Raw genomic sequence first — 16661 nt, 5'->3', positions numbered from 1 at the left:
AAAAAGTTAGTTAAGGCTTAGAATAAAATATCTTAAGTCTTTTCGCTTACAATATTTTGCTTCCATTAGGACAGCAAACAAATATATGTAATCCAACTCATCTTACGAACAATCGAGCTGCATTTTTTGCTATTTTTCACAGAACACAGATGCTTTTGTATTATCTTTGCAAACAAATATCCAAGGTATTCCTTTATGGCTGATTTTAACTTAAACATTTTAGGATGTGGTTCTGCGTTACCGACCACGCGGCATCTGGCAACTTCTCAGGTGGTAGATTTAAGGGATAAATTATATATGATAGACTGTGGCGAAGGCACCCAGGTGCAGATGCGTAATATGCGTATCAAATTCAGCCGCTTGAACCATATATTTATCTCTCATTTGCATGGCGACCACTGTTTCGGTTTGCCCGGCCTGCTCTCTACGCTCGGTATGCTGGGACGTACCGGCGACCTGGTTATCCATGCTCCGAAGGAGATCGAAAACTATATGCGCCCTGTGCTCGACACCTTTTGCAAAGGAATGCCTTATGAAGTCCGCTTCAATCATATAGACACTTACAGCCATTCGCTGATCATGGAAGACCGTTCCCTCTCGGTCTACTCCATTCCGCTGAAACACCGGATACCGACTTGTGGATTCCTGTTTGCCGAAAAGCCGAAAGAAGCACATATCATCCGCGAGATGACCGACTTTTACCAAGTGCCCGTCAAATGGATGAAAGACATCAAACAAGGGAAAGACTATATCACACCGGAAGGCGAAATCATTCCCAACTCACGGCTGACACGCCCTTCGGTAGCTCCTAAACGATATGCCTATTGTTCAGATACTGCCTATTCGCCTTCCATTATCCCGATTATCGAAGGAGTAGATCTTCTTTACCACGAAGCGACATTCATGGAAAGCGACAAGGCACGTGCCAAAGAGACATTCCATTCTACCGCCCGCCAGGCAGCAGAGATTGCTCTCAAGGCCGGTGTCAAGCGGTTAGTTATCGGACATTATTCCGCGCGTTACGAAGATCTTGCCGTACTTCATAAGGAAGCCCGAGAGATATATCCCGACACCATTCTGGGAAACGAAGGCATGGTCCTTTCCATCTAATGAAGCGGCTTTTCTCAAATAATAACGACTAAATATCACCCATATTCAAAATTATTCATACATTTGTACGAATTTAGGGTTTCGAATATGAGAATATTATTTTCCATAATTCTATTGATCAGCGTTTACGTTGGTAACTCGCTCACTGTGAAGGCACAGCAGGCGGCCGACTCGACGCGCGCTGTAGCTGCTTCCCAGATAGCTACGCCACAGGCAAAACCCGATTCCGTTTCGATCAGTGCCTATGACAACAAGATCGTTGTAAAGAATGCTCCTATCGGAAGCAAACTCGAAATCTACAGTGTTGTCGGCATCCGCGTAAAAGAATTTGAAATGAAACAACCTGATGGCGAATATACTGTAAACATTGCCAAAGGTTACTATATCATCCGTATCGGCGACACCGTTCGCAAAGTAGCTATCCGCTAAGACTTCCTTTTATTTTACAGGACTTCTCCACAATAATATTCCCACTATAATGGGTATTTTTCCCCACTGCAATGGGTATTCCTCCCCACATAGGTGGGACTTTTTCCCCACACATGTCAAAATAGTGGGGAATTAACAGTAAACTTTCGATCAGGACAAGAAAAAAGGACTCGCCATCAAGACGAGTCCTCTCTTTTGATAATTATATATATATATGTATAGGTTAAAAAGCGTAATCCAGACTTAAACCGAATACTTTATTGGTACGGCTATATACGTTAGTTCCGGGAAGACCCGTGCCACTGTAATCGTTCGATTTTTTTGTATAATCATGGTAGGTTGTCCACATATAACCCACGTTCAAAGCCATCTTCTCGCTCAACATCACTTTGGCTCCGAAGCCCAATGAGTAAGAGTCGCAAGAGAAGCTGGTATCGCTCTGAAATTCGTCAGCCAAACCGTAATCTGTAATCTGAGCGCCACCGCTAATAGTCAATCGCTTGATCACATCCCATTCGATACCCAGCAGGTATTCGTTCGTGCCTCGCTCCAGCGCTTTCTGCTTTCCGCCAGCCATTCCGGCTTTCTTGTCGTCGAAGAAGTGATACTCAACAGAGGCTTTCAACATGGGTAAAAACTGATAAGAGGCAGCCACAGAAAGCATGGAAGGAATATCATTCGGCGTATTTACACCATGCTTGTAAGCACCAACCAAATCTTCCGCACTTTCGGGATAATCCAACTTCTTTGTATCGTTTTCAATGTTCAAGTTGGTTTTGAACTCATACTTGGCACCGAAATTAAACTTGCCGTATTTCACATCAACACCCAAAACCGGCGTCAATCCCCAACCAGTCTGATCGCAATTCAAGGCCAGTGCCATCAATTCGTCACCACCCAAATTCTGCTTCAGTTTTGCATTCAGATAACCGTCATAATTTCCTGAAAAATAATTCATTCGTCCACCGGCAAAGGCAGAAAGCCAATCCGTGATTTTGTATCCCAAACCAAGTTGTAGAGAATAAATAAATTGTTTACCGTCCATTGCACTATTAATAGTATACATGTCCGGAGTGACGATAGGACTTTTACCGCCTGTCTTCATATAGTTCGTCAAACTTTCCTTGAATATACCAGCCATAGCAGCCGATTCGAACATGGGCAAACCATCGTTAAACGAGGCCTTACCTCCTCCTCCCGTGATGGCGAAGAATCCGGAAATAGTCCAGTCACCTTTTTTATAAGCCGCAAAAACACTCGGAATGACGGGAGCAGCAGCCTTTCCTTTGTAATACTTTTTATAGGGAACATCACTTACTGTCGGAACCTTATTTACCGGATCAAAGCCATTATATGTGCCAAAAGAGGCATCGATATCTCTAGTCTGGAAAGCACTCTGTATACTCACGCCTACACGAAAACCATCTGTCGGCAAGAAAGAAAGGCCCGCCGGGTTAGACAAAGCACCATCTATATCAATTGCAGCACCTCGCGAAAGTGATCTTAAAAAGGCTGCATGCTGATTAGTATTTGTCAAATATCCACCAGCGAAAGAAAGCAGAGGCATCATCATCAATGCCGCACCTAATAATACTTTTTTCATATTTTACTTTTCTTTATTACAAAAACGGCAGCAAAGATAAATACTTTTCTTCAACATTGCACACTTTTAAAGAAAATGTGCCGCACAATTACATCATTTCTGTGCAACAACTCCAATTATCCCCCTCAATTTTCAATTCTCAATTCTCAATTTTCAATTAAAAAAGTATCTTTGCAGCGTAAAGGAATGTTTCCTTTACCGTGTGCTTGCTAAACCACGTATAAAACAAGAAAAATATGAAACATCAAGAAGCCGCTTTGGTATGCTTCTCCGGTGGACAAGACTCCACGACCTGCCTTTTCTGGGCGAAGAAGCATTTTACACGTGTAGAAGCCGTATGTTTTACTTACGGTCAGAAACACTCTCTCGAAATCGATATTGCACGCAAGATTGCTACAGACGCCAACGTCCCGTTCCAGTTACTAGACGTTTCCCTGATCAGCCAACTGGCTCCCAACTCGCTGACAGACACTTCTATCACGATGGATGAAGACAAACCCGCCGACAGTTATCCGAACACATTCGTCCCCGGCAGAAACATGGTATTCCTCACCTTCGCCGCCATTATGGCACGAAGCAAAGGCATCTTTCACCTCGTTACGGGTGTTTCGGAAGCTGACTTCAGTGGATACCCGGATTGCCGTGACACCTTTGTCCGATCGTTGAATGTGACGCTCAATCTTGCCATGGACGAACAGTTCGTGATCCACACACCGCTGATGGACCGCGATAAGAGCGAAGTATGGCAACTCTCCGACGAACTGGGCGTATTCGACCTGGTTCGCACACAGACACTGACCTGCTACAACGGAGTCCCTGCCGATGGTTGCGGCCATTGCCCCGCTTGCAAGTTGCGCAAAGAAGGACTGGAGAAATACCTAAAAAAGAAGAAGAAGAAATAAAATTATGGATACAAGAAAAGAAGAAAACGAACTGCACCTGCTGGGCGGTTCTACCGAATATAAACAGGATTATGCCCCTGAAGTGCTCGAAGCATTCACCAACAAACATCCCGGCAACGATTACTGGGTGCGTTTCAACTGCCCTGAATTCACGAGCCTTTGCCCGATCACAGGACAACCGGACTTTGCCACGATACACATCGATTATATCCCCGATGTAAAGATGGTTGAAAGCAAAAGTTTGAAATTATACCTGTTCAGCTTCCGCAGCCACGGTGCTTTCCATGAGGACTGTGTAAACATTATCATGAAAGATCTGATCCAATTGATGGACCCGAAGTATATCGAAGTAACAGGTATCTTCACCCCGCGGGGCGGCATCAGCATTTATCCGTATTGCAACTACGGACGGCCGGGAACAAAATACGAAGCTTTGGCTGAAAAACGCCTTTTTTGTCATAATCAATAAGTCAGTTTTTCAGGCAAACTGATTACAACGTGGCAAATAATTACGTAGCTTTGCAATTACTTAATTGTAAACCTAAAATTATTTAGACCATGAGGAAGAAAGACATTACTATCAAGGCTGTACTGGCCGCAATGGCTTGTACAGCTTGTGTTAATCTAAGTGCACAAGAGAAAGAGTATCCGCAACCCGAAAAGATGACTCCGGGCATGTCGGAATACTGGACTCCCCAGCCCAAGATCGTTACACCGGGAGATATCAAGACCAATTCGGCTCCATCGGATGCAATCGTCCTGTTCGACGGCAAAGACCTCTCTGCCTGGGAAAACACTAAAGGCGAACCGGCGCAATGGACCGTTCACGACGGTGTATTCACTGTAAACAAAAAAACAGGCGATATCCAGACCAAGCAAAAATTCAACAATTATCAACTGCACATCGAATGGTGCGTTCCTGAAAATATTACCGGAAAAAGTCAGGCACGCGGCAACAGCGGTATCTTTATGCAAGGAATGTATGAAGTACAGGTGCTCGACTGCTATAACAATGAAACATACGTGAACGGACAGACCGGAAGTATCTACAAACAGACACCTCCATTGGCAAACGCTATGCGCAAGCCGGGAGAATGGAATGTATATGATATTATCTACACTGCTCCGATATTCAAGGAAGACGGGACTTATCGAGTACCTCCGCGTATCACCGTTATCCAGAATGGTATCGTTTTGCAGAATAACACGACAATCCTCGGAACAACCGAATATATCGGCTTCCCGAAAGTCGTTCCCCACGGAGCCGGCCCGATCGTCCTGCAAAGCCATGGCGACCCCAGCGAACCGATCAGCTTCCGGAATATCTGGCTGAGAGAAATGTAAGAAATACGAACTTATTCACAATACACAAAGGCAGGCCGTTAAGACCTGCCTTTGTCATTTTCCACTTATCGGTAAAATCCTCACTTTCGTCTATGAACCAACCTTCTATTTCTATTCTAATTGTATAGGAATTTAATGCGAAGTAGTTTTGCTTCAGAAAATAAAGGTAAAAAGATTGTTTAGGTCGCAAAACGAAAGCATTATGAAACAAGTATCTCTAATCATCCTCTCCTGCCTGCTTCTTCTGCCTGCCGGAATGAAAGCAGAGGACGACATGCCGAAGCAGTGGAAGCTTCGCGACTGTATTGATTATGCATTGGAGCATAACATCACTATCCGTCGTAACCGTATCAATGTCGAAAGCACGCAGGAAGACGTAAAGACAGCGAAAGCGGATTTTCTCCCCTCTTTGAGCGGAAACGTCAGCCAGCGTATCGTAAACCGTCCGAACAGTGCCAGCGGAACCATCATCAGTGGTGATAACATCACGACCAGTGAAAGCAAAACCTCGTACAACGGTAGCTACGGTATCGATGCCAACTGGACTGTCTACAACGGAAGCAAGCGCGTGAACACTGTCAAACAACAACAGTTGAACACCCGCATGGCCGAACTTACCGTCGACCAGAGTGAAAACTCCATCGAGGAAAGTATCACCCAGCTGTACGTACAAATACTGTATTCTGCTGAAGCAGTAAAAGTGAACGAGTCGACCCTGGAAGTAAGCCGGAAAGAGTTCGAGCGCGGACAGGCATTATTCGACGCCGGAAGCATTGCTTCGAGCGACCTTGCCCAACTGGAGGCACAGGTGAGCAACGACAACTACCTGCTAGTTACTTCACAGACCACCCTTCAGAACTACAAACTGCAACTGAAACAACTCCTCGAGTTGGACGGTGATTTCGAAATGAACCTTTACCTGCCGCAACTGGACGACAGCAGTGTACTAATCCCGCTTCCTACCAAAGACGATGTTTATCAGACTGCTCTTAACCTGCGTCCCGAAATAGAGTCAGGTAAGCTGAACATAGAAGCTTCGGATATGAATATCAAGATTGCACGTGCCGGATACATCCCGACCCTCAGCCTCAGCGCAGGAATCGGAACGACCAATGCCAACGGTAGTGATTTCAGTTTCAGCGAGCAAGTAAAACAGAACTGGAACAACTCACTGGGATTGACTTTAAGCATCCCTATTTTCGACAAGCGGCAGACCAAAAGTGCGATCAATAAGGCTAAATTACAGCGGCAGACCAGCCAACTGGACCTGATGGACGAACAGAAAACGCTTTACAAGACGATCGAAAGTCTTTGGCTCAGTGCCAACAGCGCACAACAGCAATATGTAGCGGCCACCCAAAAACTGAAAAGTACACAAGCCAGCTACGCTCTCGTCAGCGAACAGTTCAACCTGGGCATGAAGAACACCGTTGAACTACTCACCGAAAAGAACAACCTGCTGAGCGCACAACAGGAAACGCTCCAGGCAAAATACACAGCTATACTCAATGCCGGATTGCTGCGCTTCTACCAGGGAGAAGAGATCAATCTGCTCTAAAAAATATCCAGGAACGAATAAAAACAGATAAAGATATGAACAAGAAACTTATTATCGGTATAATAGCCGTGGTGGTCGTAGCCGGAGGCATCTGGTTCTTCACAGGCAAATCGACGAAAGGCGGCATCAGGCTCGAAACAGCCAAAGTGGGCCGCAGTTCCATCTCAAACACAGTGACGGCAACCGGAACAGTTGAACCGGTTACAGAAGTCGAAGTCGGAACACAGGTGTCCGGTATCATCGACAAGCTGTACGCCGATTACAACGACGTAGTAAAAGCCGGACAACTGATCGCAGAAATGGATAAAGTCAACCTGAAAGCCGAACTCGCTTCCGCCCAGGCACAGTTGGCCAGCAGCAAGAGCGAATATGAATACCAACAGAAAAATTATGCACGTAGCAAAGTACTTTTCGACAAGAAACTGATTAGTGATTCCGATTACGAAACAGCCACTTACAACTATGAGAAGTCGAAAGCTGCATACGAGCAAAGCCAGGCTTCGATGGTGAAAGTGAATCGTAACCTTGAATACGCCACCATCACCAGTCCGATCGATGGCGTTGTCATCAACCGTGCAGTAGAAGAAGGACAGACAGTGGCTGCCGGCTTCGAAACCCCGACCCTGTTCACCATCGCAGCCGACCTGACGAAGATGCAGGTGATTGCCGACGTGGATGAAGCCGATATAGGCAATGTAGAAAACGGACAGCGCGTCAGCTTTACCGTCGACGCTTATCCGAACGACGTATTCGAAGGAACAGTATGGCAGATCCGCCTGGGCGACAGCAGCAGTAGCAGCAGCAGTTCGTCGACTTCCACTTCTACCGTCGTGACTTATGAAGTGGTTATCACCGCCGACAATCCCGACCTGAAACTGAAGCCGCGCCTGACGGCCAACATCACCATCTACACGCTCGAGCGTGAAAATGTGCTGACAATCCCGACCAAATCGTTGCGTTTCGTTCCCGAAGAAGAACTCTTGACAGGCACCGGCCTGACCGCCGACAACAGTGCACAGGAAGCACCAACCGGCAAACGTATCGTCTGGGTTAAAGAAGGACAACAACTCCATCCGAAAGTGATCACCGTAGGTTCGACCAGCGGCAATATGATCGAGGTAACCGAAGGATTGACCGAAGGTGAGGAGATAGCTGTAGATCTGACTTCCGATGCTCCTGCTCAGGTAACCGCTACAACAGAAAAAAGCCCGTTCATGCCAGGACCTCCGGGAAGCAAGAAGAAGTAATTGAAAATTGAGAATTGAAAATCACCTGACAGTAATGAAAGAGATCATCAAACTAGATAATATCAAGCGCGATTTCCAAGTCGGCGACGAAACCGTCCATGCTTTGCGAGGCGTCAGCTTCACTATTTATGAAGGCGAGTTCGTCACCATCATGGGAACCTCCGGCTCCGGGAAAAGTACGCTACTGAATACGTTGGGATGTCTCGACACACCGACCAAAGGCGAATACTACCTCGATGGCGTTTCAGTCCGCACGATGGGAAAGAACGCCCGCGCTACACTGCGCAACCGGAAGATCGGCTTTGTGTTCCAGAGCTACAACCTGTTGCCCAAAACAACAGCTGTTGAAAACGTGGAACTTCCACTGATGTATAATCCCTCTTACAGTGCCTCCGCCCGCCACCAGAAAGCCGTCGAAGCCTTGATGGCTGTCGGACTGGGCGATCGTCTGATGCACAAGAGCAACCAGATGTCCGGCGGACAGATGCAACGTGTAGCCATCGCCCGTGCCTTGGTGAACGATCCGGCCGTGATCCTGGCCGACGAAGCTACCGGAAACCTGGATACACGCACTTCATTCGAGATACTGGTACTTTTCCAGAAGCTGCATGCCGAAGGACGTACCATCATCTTCGTAACGCATAACCCGGAGATCGCCCAATACAGCAGCCGCAACATCCAGTTGAGAGACGGCCATGTCACGGCAGATACGGTCAATACGAATATCCTGAATGCGGCAGAGGCTCTGGCCAAACTGCCTAAAAACGACGATTAACAATGAACGGAACAAACCTCATAAAAATAGCCCTCCGTGCCCTTGCAAACAACAAGCTGCGCGGTTTCCTGACCATGCTCGGCATCATCATCGGCGTAGCTTCGGTGATCACGATGCTGGCCATCGGGCAAGGCTCCAAGCGGAGCATACAAGCCCAGATCAGCGAGATGGGCTCCAACATGATCATGATACATCCGGGAGCCGACGTGCGCGGCGGTGTACGCCAGGATGCATCGGCCATGGAAACGCTGAAACTGGAGGATTATCAGAACATTGTCGATGAAACCCGTTACATATCAGCGGTTTCCCCATCGGTCAACAGTAGCGGACAGGCCATTTATGGAGCCAATAATGCTCCGACAACGGTTTACGGTATCAGCCCGGATTACCTGGAAATACGCCGTTACAAAGTAGGTGACGGAGAAATGTTCACCGAACAGGACATCCAGACAGCTGCCAAGGTATGCGTGGTCGGCAAAACCGTAGTCGACAACCTTTTCACGGGTGGCGAAAGCCCCGTAGGCAAAGTCATACGTTTTCAGAAATTACCTTTCCGCATCGTAGGTGTATTGGAAAGTAAAGGATACAACAGCATGGGAATGGACCAGGACGACCTAATCTTAGCTCCATACACAACTATTCAGAAAAAAGTCCTGGCCATCACCCATCTGCAAGGCATCACCTGTTCGGCCCTCAAAGAGGAATACACCGACCAAGCCATCGATGAGATTACCGAAATACTGCGCCGCAACCATAAGTTGAAGGAAAGTGACGATGATGATTTTACCATCCGTAGTCAGCAGGAGTTGAGCACGATGTTGACAAGTACTACGGACATGATGACCGTGTTGTTGGCGGCTGTGGCCGGTATTTCGCTACTCGTGGGTGGTATTGGAATTATGAACATCATGTATGTCAGCGTCACGGAACGTACCCGCGAAATCGGCCTGCGCATGAGTATCGGTGCCAAAGGAATCGACATCCTGGCGCAGTTCCTCATCGAGTCTATCCTGATCAGCGTAACAGGTGGGCTGATAGGTGTGGTATTGGGCGTAGGAGCGGCCCTGGTGGTCAATGTGGCAGCCCATTTCCCGATCTATATACAACCGTGGAGTGTGATGCTGTCGTTTGCCGTCTGTACCGTCACCGGAGTATTCTTCGGATGGTATCCGGCTAAAAAAGCAGCCCAACTCGACCCGATCGAAGCAATACGCTACGAATAATATATCAGCTGTCAATAATTTAATATCTTTGTAAATATGAATACAGCAGGAACAACACCGACACACGTATCTCCCCCCTTCCGGGGAATGGGTAGCCTCATACACATCGTTGCTTGGGGCATCCTGATCGGGCTCCCCTTTTTCTTTACAGGCAGGGAGACGCAGGAGATAACCGTAGAAAGTTATATACGGTCTATTATTGTTCCGCTCTCTTTCATGGTGGTGTTTTATATAAATTACTTCTTCCTGGTGAAGCATTACCTGTTCTCCAAACACGCCTGGAAGTTCTTCCTCAGCAACGTGATCCTGATCGCGACAGCCATGGTCCTGGTGCACCTATTGATGCACCTGTTGCCACCACCGGAGTTTCACCGTATGCGTCCGGAAAAGGAATGGCAGGAAGTAATCGGCTTTTTCTTCGTCAACGCATTGCTTTACGGGCTGGTGGCCGGCCTGAGTGTAGCCATCAAGATGACGAACGGCTGGTATGCAGTCGAGTCGGCACGCCGCGAACTGGAGAAGAGCCGTGCCGAAGCTGAACTGCAAAACCTGAAAAGCCAGCTTAACCCGCATTTTCTGTTCAACACGCTCAACAATATCTACAGTCTGATCGCTTTCAGTCCCGAACGGGCACAGGAGGCCGTGCACGATTTGAGCCGCCTGCTCCGCTACGTACTCTACGAAAGCAGCCAACAACTCGTCGGATTGGAAAAGGAACTCGACTTCATCCGCAATTATGTGGAACTGATGCGTATCCGTCTGCCGGAAAATGTGGAGCTGAAAACAGAAATATCCGCCGTCCGCCCGGATGCCGAAATAGCCCCGCTCCTGTTTATTTCGCTGATCGAGAATGCCTTCAAGCATGGCGTAAGCAATAACAAACCGTCGTACATCCATCTGGATATCCACCAGACCGGCGACCTTGTTGTCTGCTACCTGCGTAATAGTTATTTCCCCAAAGATGCAGAACAGGACAAAAGCGGCTCGGGCATAGGCATCAGCAACCTGCGAAAACGGTTGGCCCTGCTCTATCCCAACCGGCATATCTTCTCGTGCGGAATAGACGGCGACAGCTATTACAGCATGTTGGAACTGCAACTCATAAACGAACCTAAAAATGAAAGCGTATGAAACTGACCTGTGCTATCATCGATGACGAACCACTGGCAATCAGCCTGCTGGAAAGTTATGTAAACAAGACGCCTTTCCTCTGCCTGGCGGGAAAATACAACAGTGCCGTCAACGCACTCCCGATCCTAAGCAAGGAGCCGGTCGACTTGCTTCTCCTCGACATTCAGATGCCTGAACTCAGCGGTATGGAGTTCTCACGCATCCTGGAAGCAGATACGCGGATCATCTTCACCACCGCTTTCAGCCAATACGCACTCGATAGCTATAAAGTAAACGCACTCGATTACCTGTTAAAGCCGATCAGTTATCCCGACTTCCTTAAATCGGCCAACAAAGCGCTCCAATGGTACGAATTACTGCGTAACAACACGATGGAACCGGCAGTGGTCCCACCCGTACAAGAGAAGAATGAAATCGAAAGCATCTTCATCAAAACGGAATACAAACTGATGCAGATCGAATTGCGTAAAATCCTGTATATCGAAGGATTGAAAGACTACGTCAAGATATTTGTAGAAGGCGAACCGCATCCCATCCTCTCCCTCGTAAGCATGAAAACAATGGAAGACATGTTGCCTGCGAACCGCTTTATCCGCGTGCATCGCTCCTTCATCGTACAGCCGGAAAAAATCAAAGTGATCGAACGCAACCGTATCGTCTTCGGTAAAGAATACATCCCGATCTCCGACAACTATAAGCAGAAATTCATGGAATTCCTGGCACAGAGGTCGCTACTGCCTTAATAATTGAAAATTGAAAATTAAGAATTGAGAATTAGGCTTCGCGTTCAGTGAACAAATCGATAAAAGCCGAAATAGTTCCTGACTCTTAATTTTCGATTCTCTACTTTCAACTTTCAATTAGAAAAGTTGTAACAACAACTTTTCCAACGCCTTCGTCATTTCCCCCATACTACAGGAATAGTTGTTGGAGAAAACGGCGACAGCATACGTCTTGCCATCCTTGGTTATATATCCGGCATAACTTCTCACACCAGTGATACCGCCACTTTTCAAGCGGGCCTTTCCCTGTAGTCTAGTCCCTTTCAGCAGGTTCCGCACCGAACCTTCCACACCGGCTTCCGGCAACGAAGCGATAAAAGCCTCCGACGCATCCGATTTCGTGGCCATATACACCAGCATATCCACAATAAAGCCGGCCGAAACCTTATCAGCCGGAGCCAGTCCGCTTCCATCGTTCATCCGCAACGGGAAAACATCCAGTCCTTTCTTCCGCCAATGATCGGCAACCACCTGCACACCTCGTCCGAAGGAAGAGATTACCTCGTTCCGCCGTGGTTGATATTGCAATCCAACCGTCTTGAGCAACGCATCGGCAAACAGGTTATGGCTGACATGGTTGGTGACACTCGCAATCTCCTTCAAGGCCGGCGAATAAGTAGTAACGATTGTTTTCCTTTCACTCTCCTTCCATTTTCCGGCTTCCGACTCGATACGGAAACAGCTCGGTTCACCCGTCACCTCGATGCCTTCCCGTTCGAGTCCGGCAGTCAGGTAGCGAGCCAGGAACAGGGCCGGATCAGGAATATCCCCTTTCAATATATAACTTTCACGGTTGGAAGGGAGAACGCCATACAAATAACGTTCGTCAGACAGCGGCGCACCGATAATATAGGCACTGTCTGAAGCTACCGGAGCAGCTTTCAGGTAATTGACAAAATGAACGGTCGGCAAAGCCGGATCAGTTCCCCTTACCACCGGACGGGTATCGGGAGCCCCCGTCTTCAGCGCTAACTTATACATATTGTCGAATACAGAAAGGCCATAGCTTCCCGGTGCATAATAATTCCCCATATCCTCACGCAGCCATTTGATGGACGAACCCTCGGTATCGAAAATACTCTCATCGGACACTACCGCCCCGTTTATCTTCCGTATGCCGACCTTTTTCAATGCCACTATCCATTCAGGCATGAAGGTATTCTGCGCAGGCCGGTACGTACTTTTGTCAGGTGCAAAATGGGACGAGCCAAGCGATGGGTCGCCACCTCCTTTTATATAAAGGTTTCCGTTGAGCACACCTTCTTTTATCGTCCCGTCATACTCCAGGGAAGTTTCGTAGCAAAAATCCTCTCCCAGTATCTCCAGGGCCGTTGCAGTTGCAACCGTCTTCAACACTGAGGCAGGCGACACCAGTCGGTCTGTATCATAACTATACAAAGTCTTCCCGTCCTGCAGGTCTTTCACCACAATCGAAAAGGTAGCTCCTTTCATGTAAGGAGCATTCAATAGTTGCTTTACTGGCTGGGGAGTTTGTGCCTGGGGCTGCCAAGAGCAGCATAGCATCAGGGCGGCACATAATATTTTCTTTATCATCTTGTTGTCCTATTCTACTTTATTCTATCTTTGTTGCAGGCAAAGATAAAAATTAAAATATGAACTCATTGTTTGAAAGACCATTTACATTCGACCGGGTAACCCGTATTGTTTTCAGTATCGTTATCATCAGCGGTTTGCTCTATCTGATCGCAGTCCTGCGAAACGCGTTGCTTCCTTTCCTGATCGCGTGGTTGCTAGCCTATCTGATGCAGCCTTTCGTCAAGTTTTTTCAATACAAGCTCAAACTGAAAAGCCGTATTCTGGCTATCGTTGCGGTTATCCTTTCCGCTTCGCTGATCATTGGCCTGGCAGCTACGCTGGTTGTCCCGTCGGTGGCCCAGGAGGCAGACAGGACACTCAGCCTGATGCGCACGCATAACCCAGGTGAAGGGCATATTCCGCTCATTCCCGAATCGTGGATCGAATATCTGGAAAACAACGTCGATATCAACCAGCTGATGGAACTCCTCAGCCGCGAAAACATACAGAATGCAATCAAACAGTTGGCCCCCAAAGTCTGGAACATCCTGTCGAACACGTTCTCCATCCTGTTCAGCATAACGATCGTCTTTGTGATACTTTTATATTTCATATTTATCCTACTCGATTACGAAAAGATAGCGAACGGCTGGATCAACCTGATTCCCGCCCGCCAGCGTACTTTCGTAAAAGGACTGGCCGATGATGTGGAGCAGAGTATGAACCGCTATTTCCGAGGGCAATCGTTGATCGCCTTATGCGTAGGTGTCTTGCTGGCTATCGGCTTCAAGATCGTAGGTTTCCCGCTGGCCGTCACATTGGGACTATTTATCGGCGTCCTCAACCTGATCCCCTACCTGCAAGCCATCGGCTTGATACCAATGGTAATCCTCAGTCTACTTAAATCAGCGGAAACGGGACAAAACTTCTGGCTCATTTTCGGATCGGGTTTGTTGATACTCGGAATCGTACAGTGCATTCAAGATTTATATCTCACCCCCCGCATAATGGGAAAAGCGATGGGACTAAATCCGGCCATCATCCTTCTTTCTCTCTCCATTTGGGGAACTTTACTGGGATTTATCGGATTGATCATCGCATTGCCGCTCACAACCCTCTGTCTGTCTTATTATAAGCGTTTTATCTTAATGGAAGAGGACACTACCCCACCACCTCCTGCCGATAATCAACCTTCAGAAGAAAAATAAATGTACTTTTTTTGAAAAAAAGTTAGCCCTACTATTGCAAATTCAAAAATAAACCCTACCTTTGCACCCGCAATACAGAAGTAAAGCATACCGCGATACAGAGTATTCAAATGATGATTCGCTAGCTCAGCAGGTAGAGCACATCCCTTTTAAGGATGGGGTCCTGGGTTCGAACCCCAGGCGGATCACTGAAAACAAAAGAAAAATCAAGCAAATCCCTGATAATCAAGTGTTATCGGGGATTTCTTTTTTCTAGCAGGTGGCAGAAAATAGCCGTTTCAAGCATATTATCGGTGGATAAATCGTGGGACTAAAATTTAATCGAAAAAAATCCCACGAATTTGCATCTTTCTCACTGATTCATAGTGTTTTGCACAGCACTACTTTGGAAGAGAATACATAGTTTTGTAACTCTAAAAACGATGTAAAAATGGCTCGTAAATCATTTTCTGTTTTGTTCTTCATCAAGAAAGGCAAACTATTAAAGAACGGTGAAGCACCCGTGTGCATGAGAATTACCGTAAACGGTTGTATGGTAGATATTTCTATCAAAAGAAGCTGTCCCGTAAACCTATGGAATCAGGCAAAAGAGAATTCAAAAGGCAAAGACCGTATGTCGGTGGAACTGAACCACTACTTAGAAATCACACGTTCACGCATACACCAAATTTATAGGGAACTGGAAACTTCCGACAAGGTTATCAATGTCGATCTGGTAAAAAAGTTGTTTTATGGTGTGGACGAAGATAACAAAACACTATTGCAGGTATTCAGGGAGCATAATGAGCAAAGCCGTAAGTTGATCGGGAAAGACTTTGTTAGTAAGACCGTGCAACGGTATGAAACCACTACCCGATATTTGGAGGAATTCATCAAGAAAGAATATCAGCTATCGGATATTCCCCTGAATAACTTGGAAGCAAACTTCATTTCTAAGTTTGACGCTTTCTTGAAGATTGAAAAAGGTTGTGCGCAGAACTCCGCTATCACCCGATTGAAGAACTTGAAGAAGATTATCCGCATTGCTTTAGAAAACGATTGGATTAAAAAAGATCCATTCGCTTACTATCGCTTTAAGTTGGAAGAAACTGATCCTGAATTTCTCACAATGGATGAAATTAAAATCATTCTCGCCAAAGAGTTTACTATTAAGCGAGTAGAGCAAGTACGGGATATTTTTGTTTTTTGCATTTTTACAGGTTTGGCTTTCAGCGATGTGAAAGATTTATCTCCTGAACATTTAGTAAGAGATAACAAAGGTGAGCTTTGGATAAGAAAGAACCGCCAAAAAACAAAAATCATGTGTAATATTCCTATCTTGCCTGTGGCTGCTTCTATTCTTGAAAAGTATAAGGATGTGGCAGAATGTACCGGAAAACTATTGCCAGTATTAAGCAATCAACGCATGAACAGTTATTTGAAAGAGATTGCAGATGTATGCGGATTACAGAAAAATCTGTGCACACATTCAGCCCGGCACTCCTACGCCACCTCTATATGCCTAGCGAATGGCGTAAGCATGGAGAACGTAGCCAAGATGTTAGGTCATGCCGATACCAGCGTAACAAAACACTATGCACGGGTGCTGGATCAGAATATTTTAAAGGATATGCAGAAAGTAAATAGCTGTTTATCGGAATTGGCAATATAAATAAGGTAGCAGCCAATATAGAAAAAGGATTGGGAGGGACTATCCACAATTTTGTGTAAATTCAAAACTACAGGAACCGAATCCGGGTTTAAACCCGGATTCGGTTTTCAAATATAGTCAAAAACTGATTAAAAATCAGTCCCCAGTTCCATATGGGTTGAT

General features: G+C 46.5%; 15 protein-coding genes and 1 tRNA gene. 14 read left to right on the top strand and 2 right to left on the bottom strand.

Translation table 11 applies throughout. From position 1 onward, the window contains the following. Positions 1 to 195: 195 nt before the first annotated feature. Positions 196 to 1110: a ribonuclease Z gene (locus M1P97_RS14000; RefSeq protein WP_195373237.1), complete on the top strand. Its 915-nt coding sequence runs from the start codon at positions 196 to 198 to the stop codon at positions 1108 to 1110. Positions 1111 to 1197: 87 nt separating this feature from the next. Then, positions 1198 to 1539, top strand: a complete 342-nt coding sequence (locus tag M1P97_RS13995) for a hypothetical protein (protein ID WP_195373236.1) — start codon at positions 1198 to 1200, stop codon at positions 1537 to 1539. Positions 1540 to 1762: 223 nt separating this feature from the next. On the opposite strand, the gene M1P97_RS13990 is transcribed toward M1P97_RS13995, so the two are convergent. After that, positions 1763 to 3142, bottom strand: coding sequence for an OmpP1/FadL family transporter (locus tag M1P97_RS13990; RefSeq protein WP_075559091.1), 1380 nt, complete (start codon positions 3140 to 3142; stop codon positions 1763 to 1765). Positions 3143 to 3378: 236 nt separating this feature from the next. On the opposite strand from M1P97_RS13990, the gene queC reads away from it, so the two are divergent. The 9 genes from queC (at position 3379) to M1P97_RS13945 (ending at position 12065) form a co-directional block, all read left to right on the top strand. Continuing rightward, positions 3379 to 4044: a 7-cyano-7-deazaguanine synthase QueC gene (gene queC, locus M1P97_RS13985; RefSeq protein WP_249389401.1), complete on the top strand. Its 666-nt coding sequence runs from the start codon at positions 3379 to 3381 to the stop codon at positions 4042 to 4044. Between the two features lie 4 nt (positions 4045 to 4048). Beyond that, positions 4049 to 4513 carry a preQ(1) synthase gene (queF, locus tag M1P97_RS13980; protein ID WP_075559093.1) on the top strand — a complete coding sequence of 155 codons (465 nt, stop codon included), beginning with the start codon at positions 4049 to 4051 and terminating at the stop codon, positions 4511 to 4513. Between the two features lie 89 nt (positions 4514 to 4602). Continuing rightward, positions 4603 to 5388: a 3-keto-disaccharide hydrolase gene (locus M1P97_RS13975; RefSeq protein WP_195373233.1), complete on the top strand. Its 786-nt coding sequence runs from the start codon at positions 4603 to 4605 to the stop codon at positions 5386 to 5388. A 202-nt stretch (positions 5389 to 5590) separates the two neighbouring features. Next, complete coding sequence (locus tag M1P97_RS13970) at positions 5591 to 6946, top strand: TolC family protein (RefSeq protein ID WP_249389400.1); 1356 nt, start codon at positions 5591 to 5593, stop codon at positions 6944 to 6946. A 35-nt stretch (positions 6947 to 6981) separates the two neighbouring features. Further along, the gene (locus M1P97_RS13965; protein WP_249389399.1) at positions 6982 to 8193 is read left to right on the top strand and encodes an efflux RND transporter periplasmic adaptor subunit; all 1212 of its coding nucleotides are present in this window, start codon (positions 6982 to 6984) and stop codon (positions 8191 to 8193) included. A gap of 34 nt (positions 8194 to 8227) precedes the next feature. Next, on the top strand, positions 8228 to 8968 hold the full coding sequence (locus M1P97_RS13960; RefSeq protein ID WP_075560142.1) for an ABC transporter ATP-binding protein: 741 nt from the start codon (positions 8228 to 8230) through the stop codon (positions 8966 to 8968). 2 nt (positions 8969 to 8970) lie between these two features. Next, positions 8971 to 10191: an ABC transporter permease gene (locus M1P97_RS13955; RefSeq protein ID WP_195373230.1), complete on the top strand. Its 1221-nt coding sequence runs from the start codon at positions 8971 to 8973 to the stop codon at positions 10189 to 10191. Between the two features lie 36 nt (positions 10192 to 10227). After that, entirely contained in the window at positions 10228 to 11322 is a 1095-nt protein-coding gene (locus tag M1P97_RS13950) for a sensor histidine kinase (RefSeq protein ID WP_195373229.1), read from the top strand. Next, positions 11319 to 12065, top strand: a complete 747-nt coding sequence (locus M1P97_RS13945) for a LytR/AlgR family response regulator transcription factor (RefSeq protein ID WP_195373228.1) — start codon at positions 11319 to 11321, stop codon at positions 12063 to 12065. The genes M1P97_RS13950 and M1P97_RS13945 overlap by 4 nt, the downstream gene beginning before the upstream one ends. A 117-nt stretch (positions 12066 to 12182) precedes the next feature. On the opposite strand, the gene dacB is transcribed toward M1P97_RS13945, so the two are convergent. After that, the gene (dacB, locus tag M1P97_RS13940; protein WP_249389398.1) at positions 12183 to 13658 is read right to left on the bottom strand and encodes a D-alanyl-D-alanine carboxypeptidase/D-alanyl-D-alanine endopeptidase; all 1476 of its coding nucleotides are present in this window, start codon (positions 13656 to 13658) and stop codon (positions 12183 to 12185) included. A gap of 59 nt (positions 13659 to 13717) precedes the next feature. Between dacB and M1P97_RS13935 the strand changes: the two genes are divergently transcribed. The 3 genes from M1P97_RS13935 to M1P97_RS13925 all read left to right on the top strand — a co-directional run bounded on the left by M1P97_RS13935 (position 13718) and on the right by M1P97_RS13925 (position 16499). Next, positions 13718 to 14848: an AI-2E family transporter gene (locus M1P97_RS13935; RefSeq protein WP_195373226.1), complete on the top strand. Its 1131-nt coding sequence runs from the start codon at positions 13718 to 13720 to the stop codon at positions 14846 to 14848. Positions 14849 to 14963: 115 nt separating this feature from the next. After that, positions 14964 to 15036 (top strand) — tRNA-Lys (locus M1P97_RS13930). Between the two features lie 242 nt (positions 15037 to 15278). Next, entirely contained in the window at positions 15279 to 16499 is a 1221-nt protein-coding gene (locus M1P97_RS13925) for a site-specific integrase (protein WP_249389397.1), read from the top strand. The last annotated feature ends 162 nt before the right edge of the window (positions 16500 to 16661 follow it).

The organism is Parabacteroides leei, assembly GCF_023369805.1.
GTDB lineage: Bacteria > Bacteroidota > Bacteroidia > Bacteroidales > Tannerellaceae > Parabacteroides > Parabacteroides leei.
Note: the sequence above shows the minus strand (reverse complement) of the source record. Positions and strands in the feature narration are given on the sequence as shown.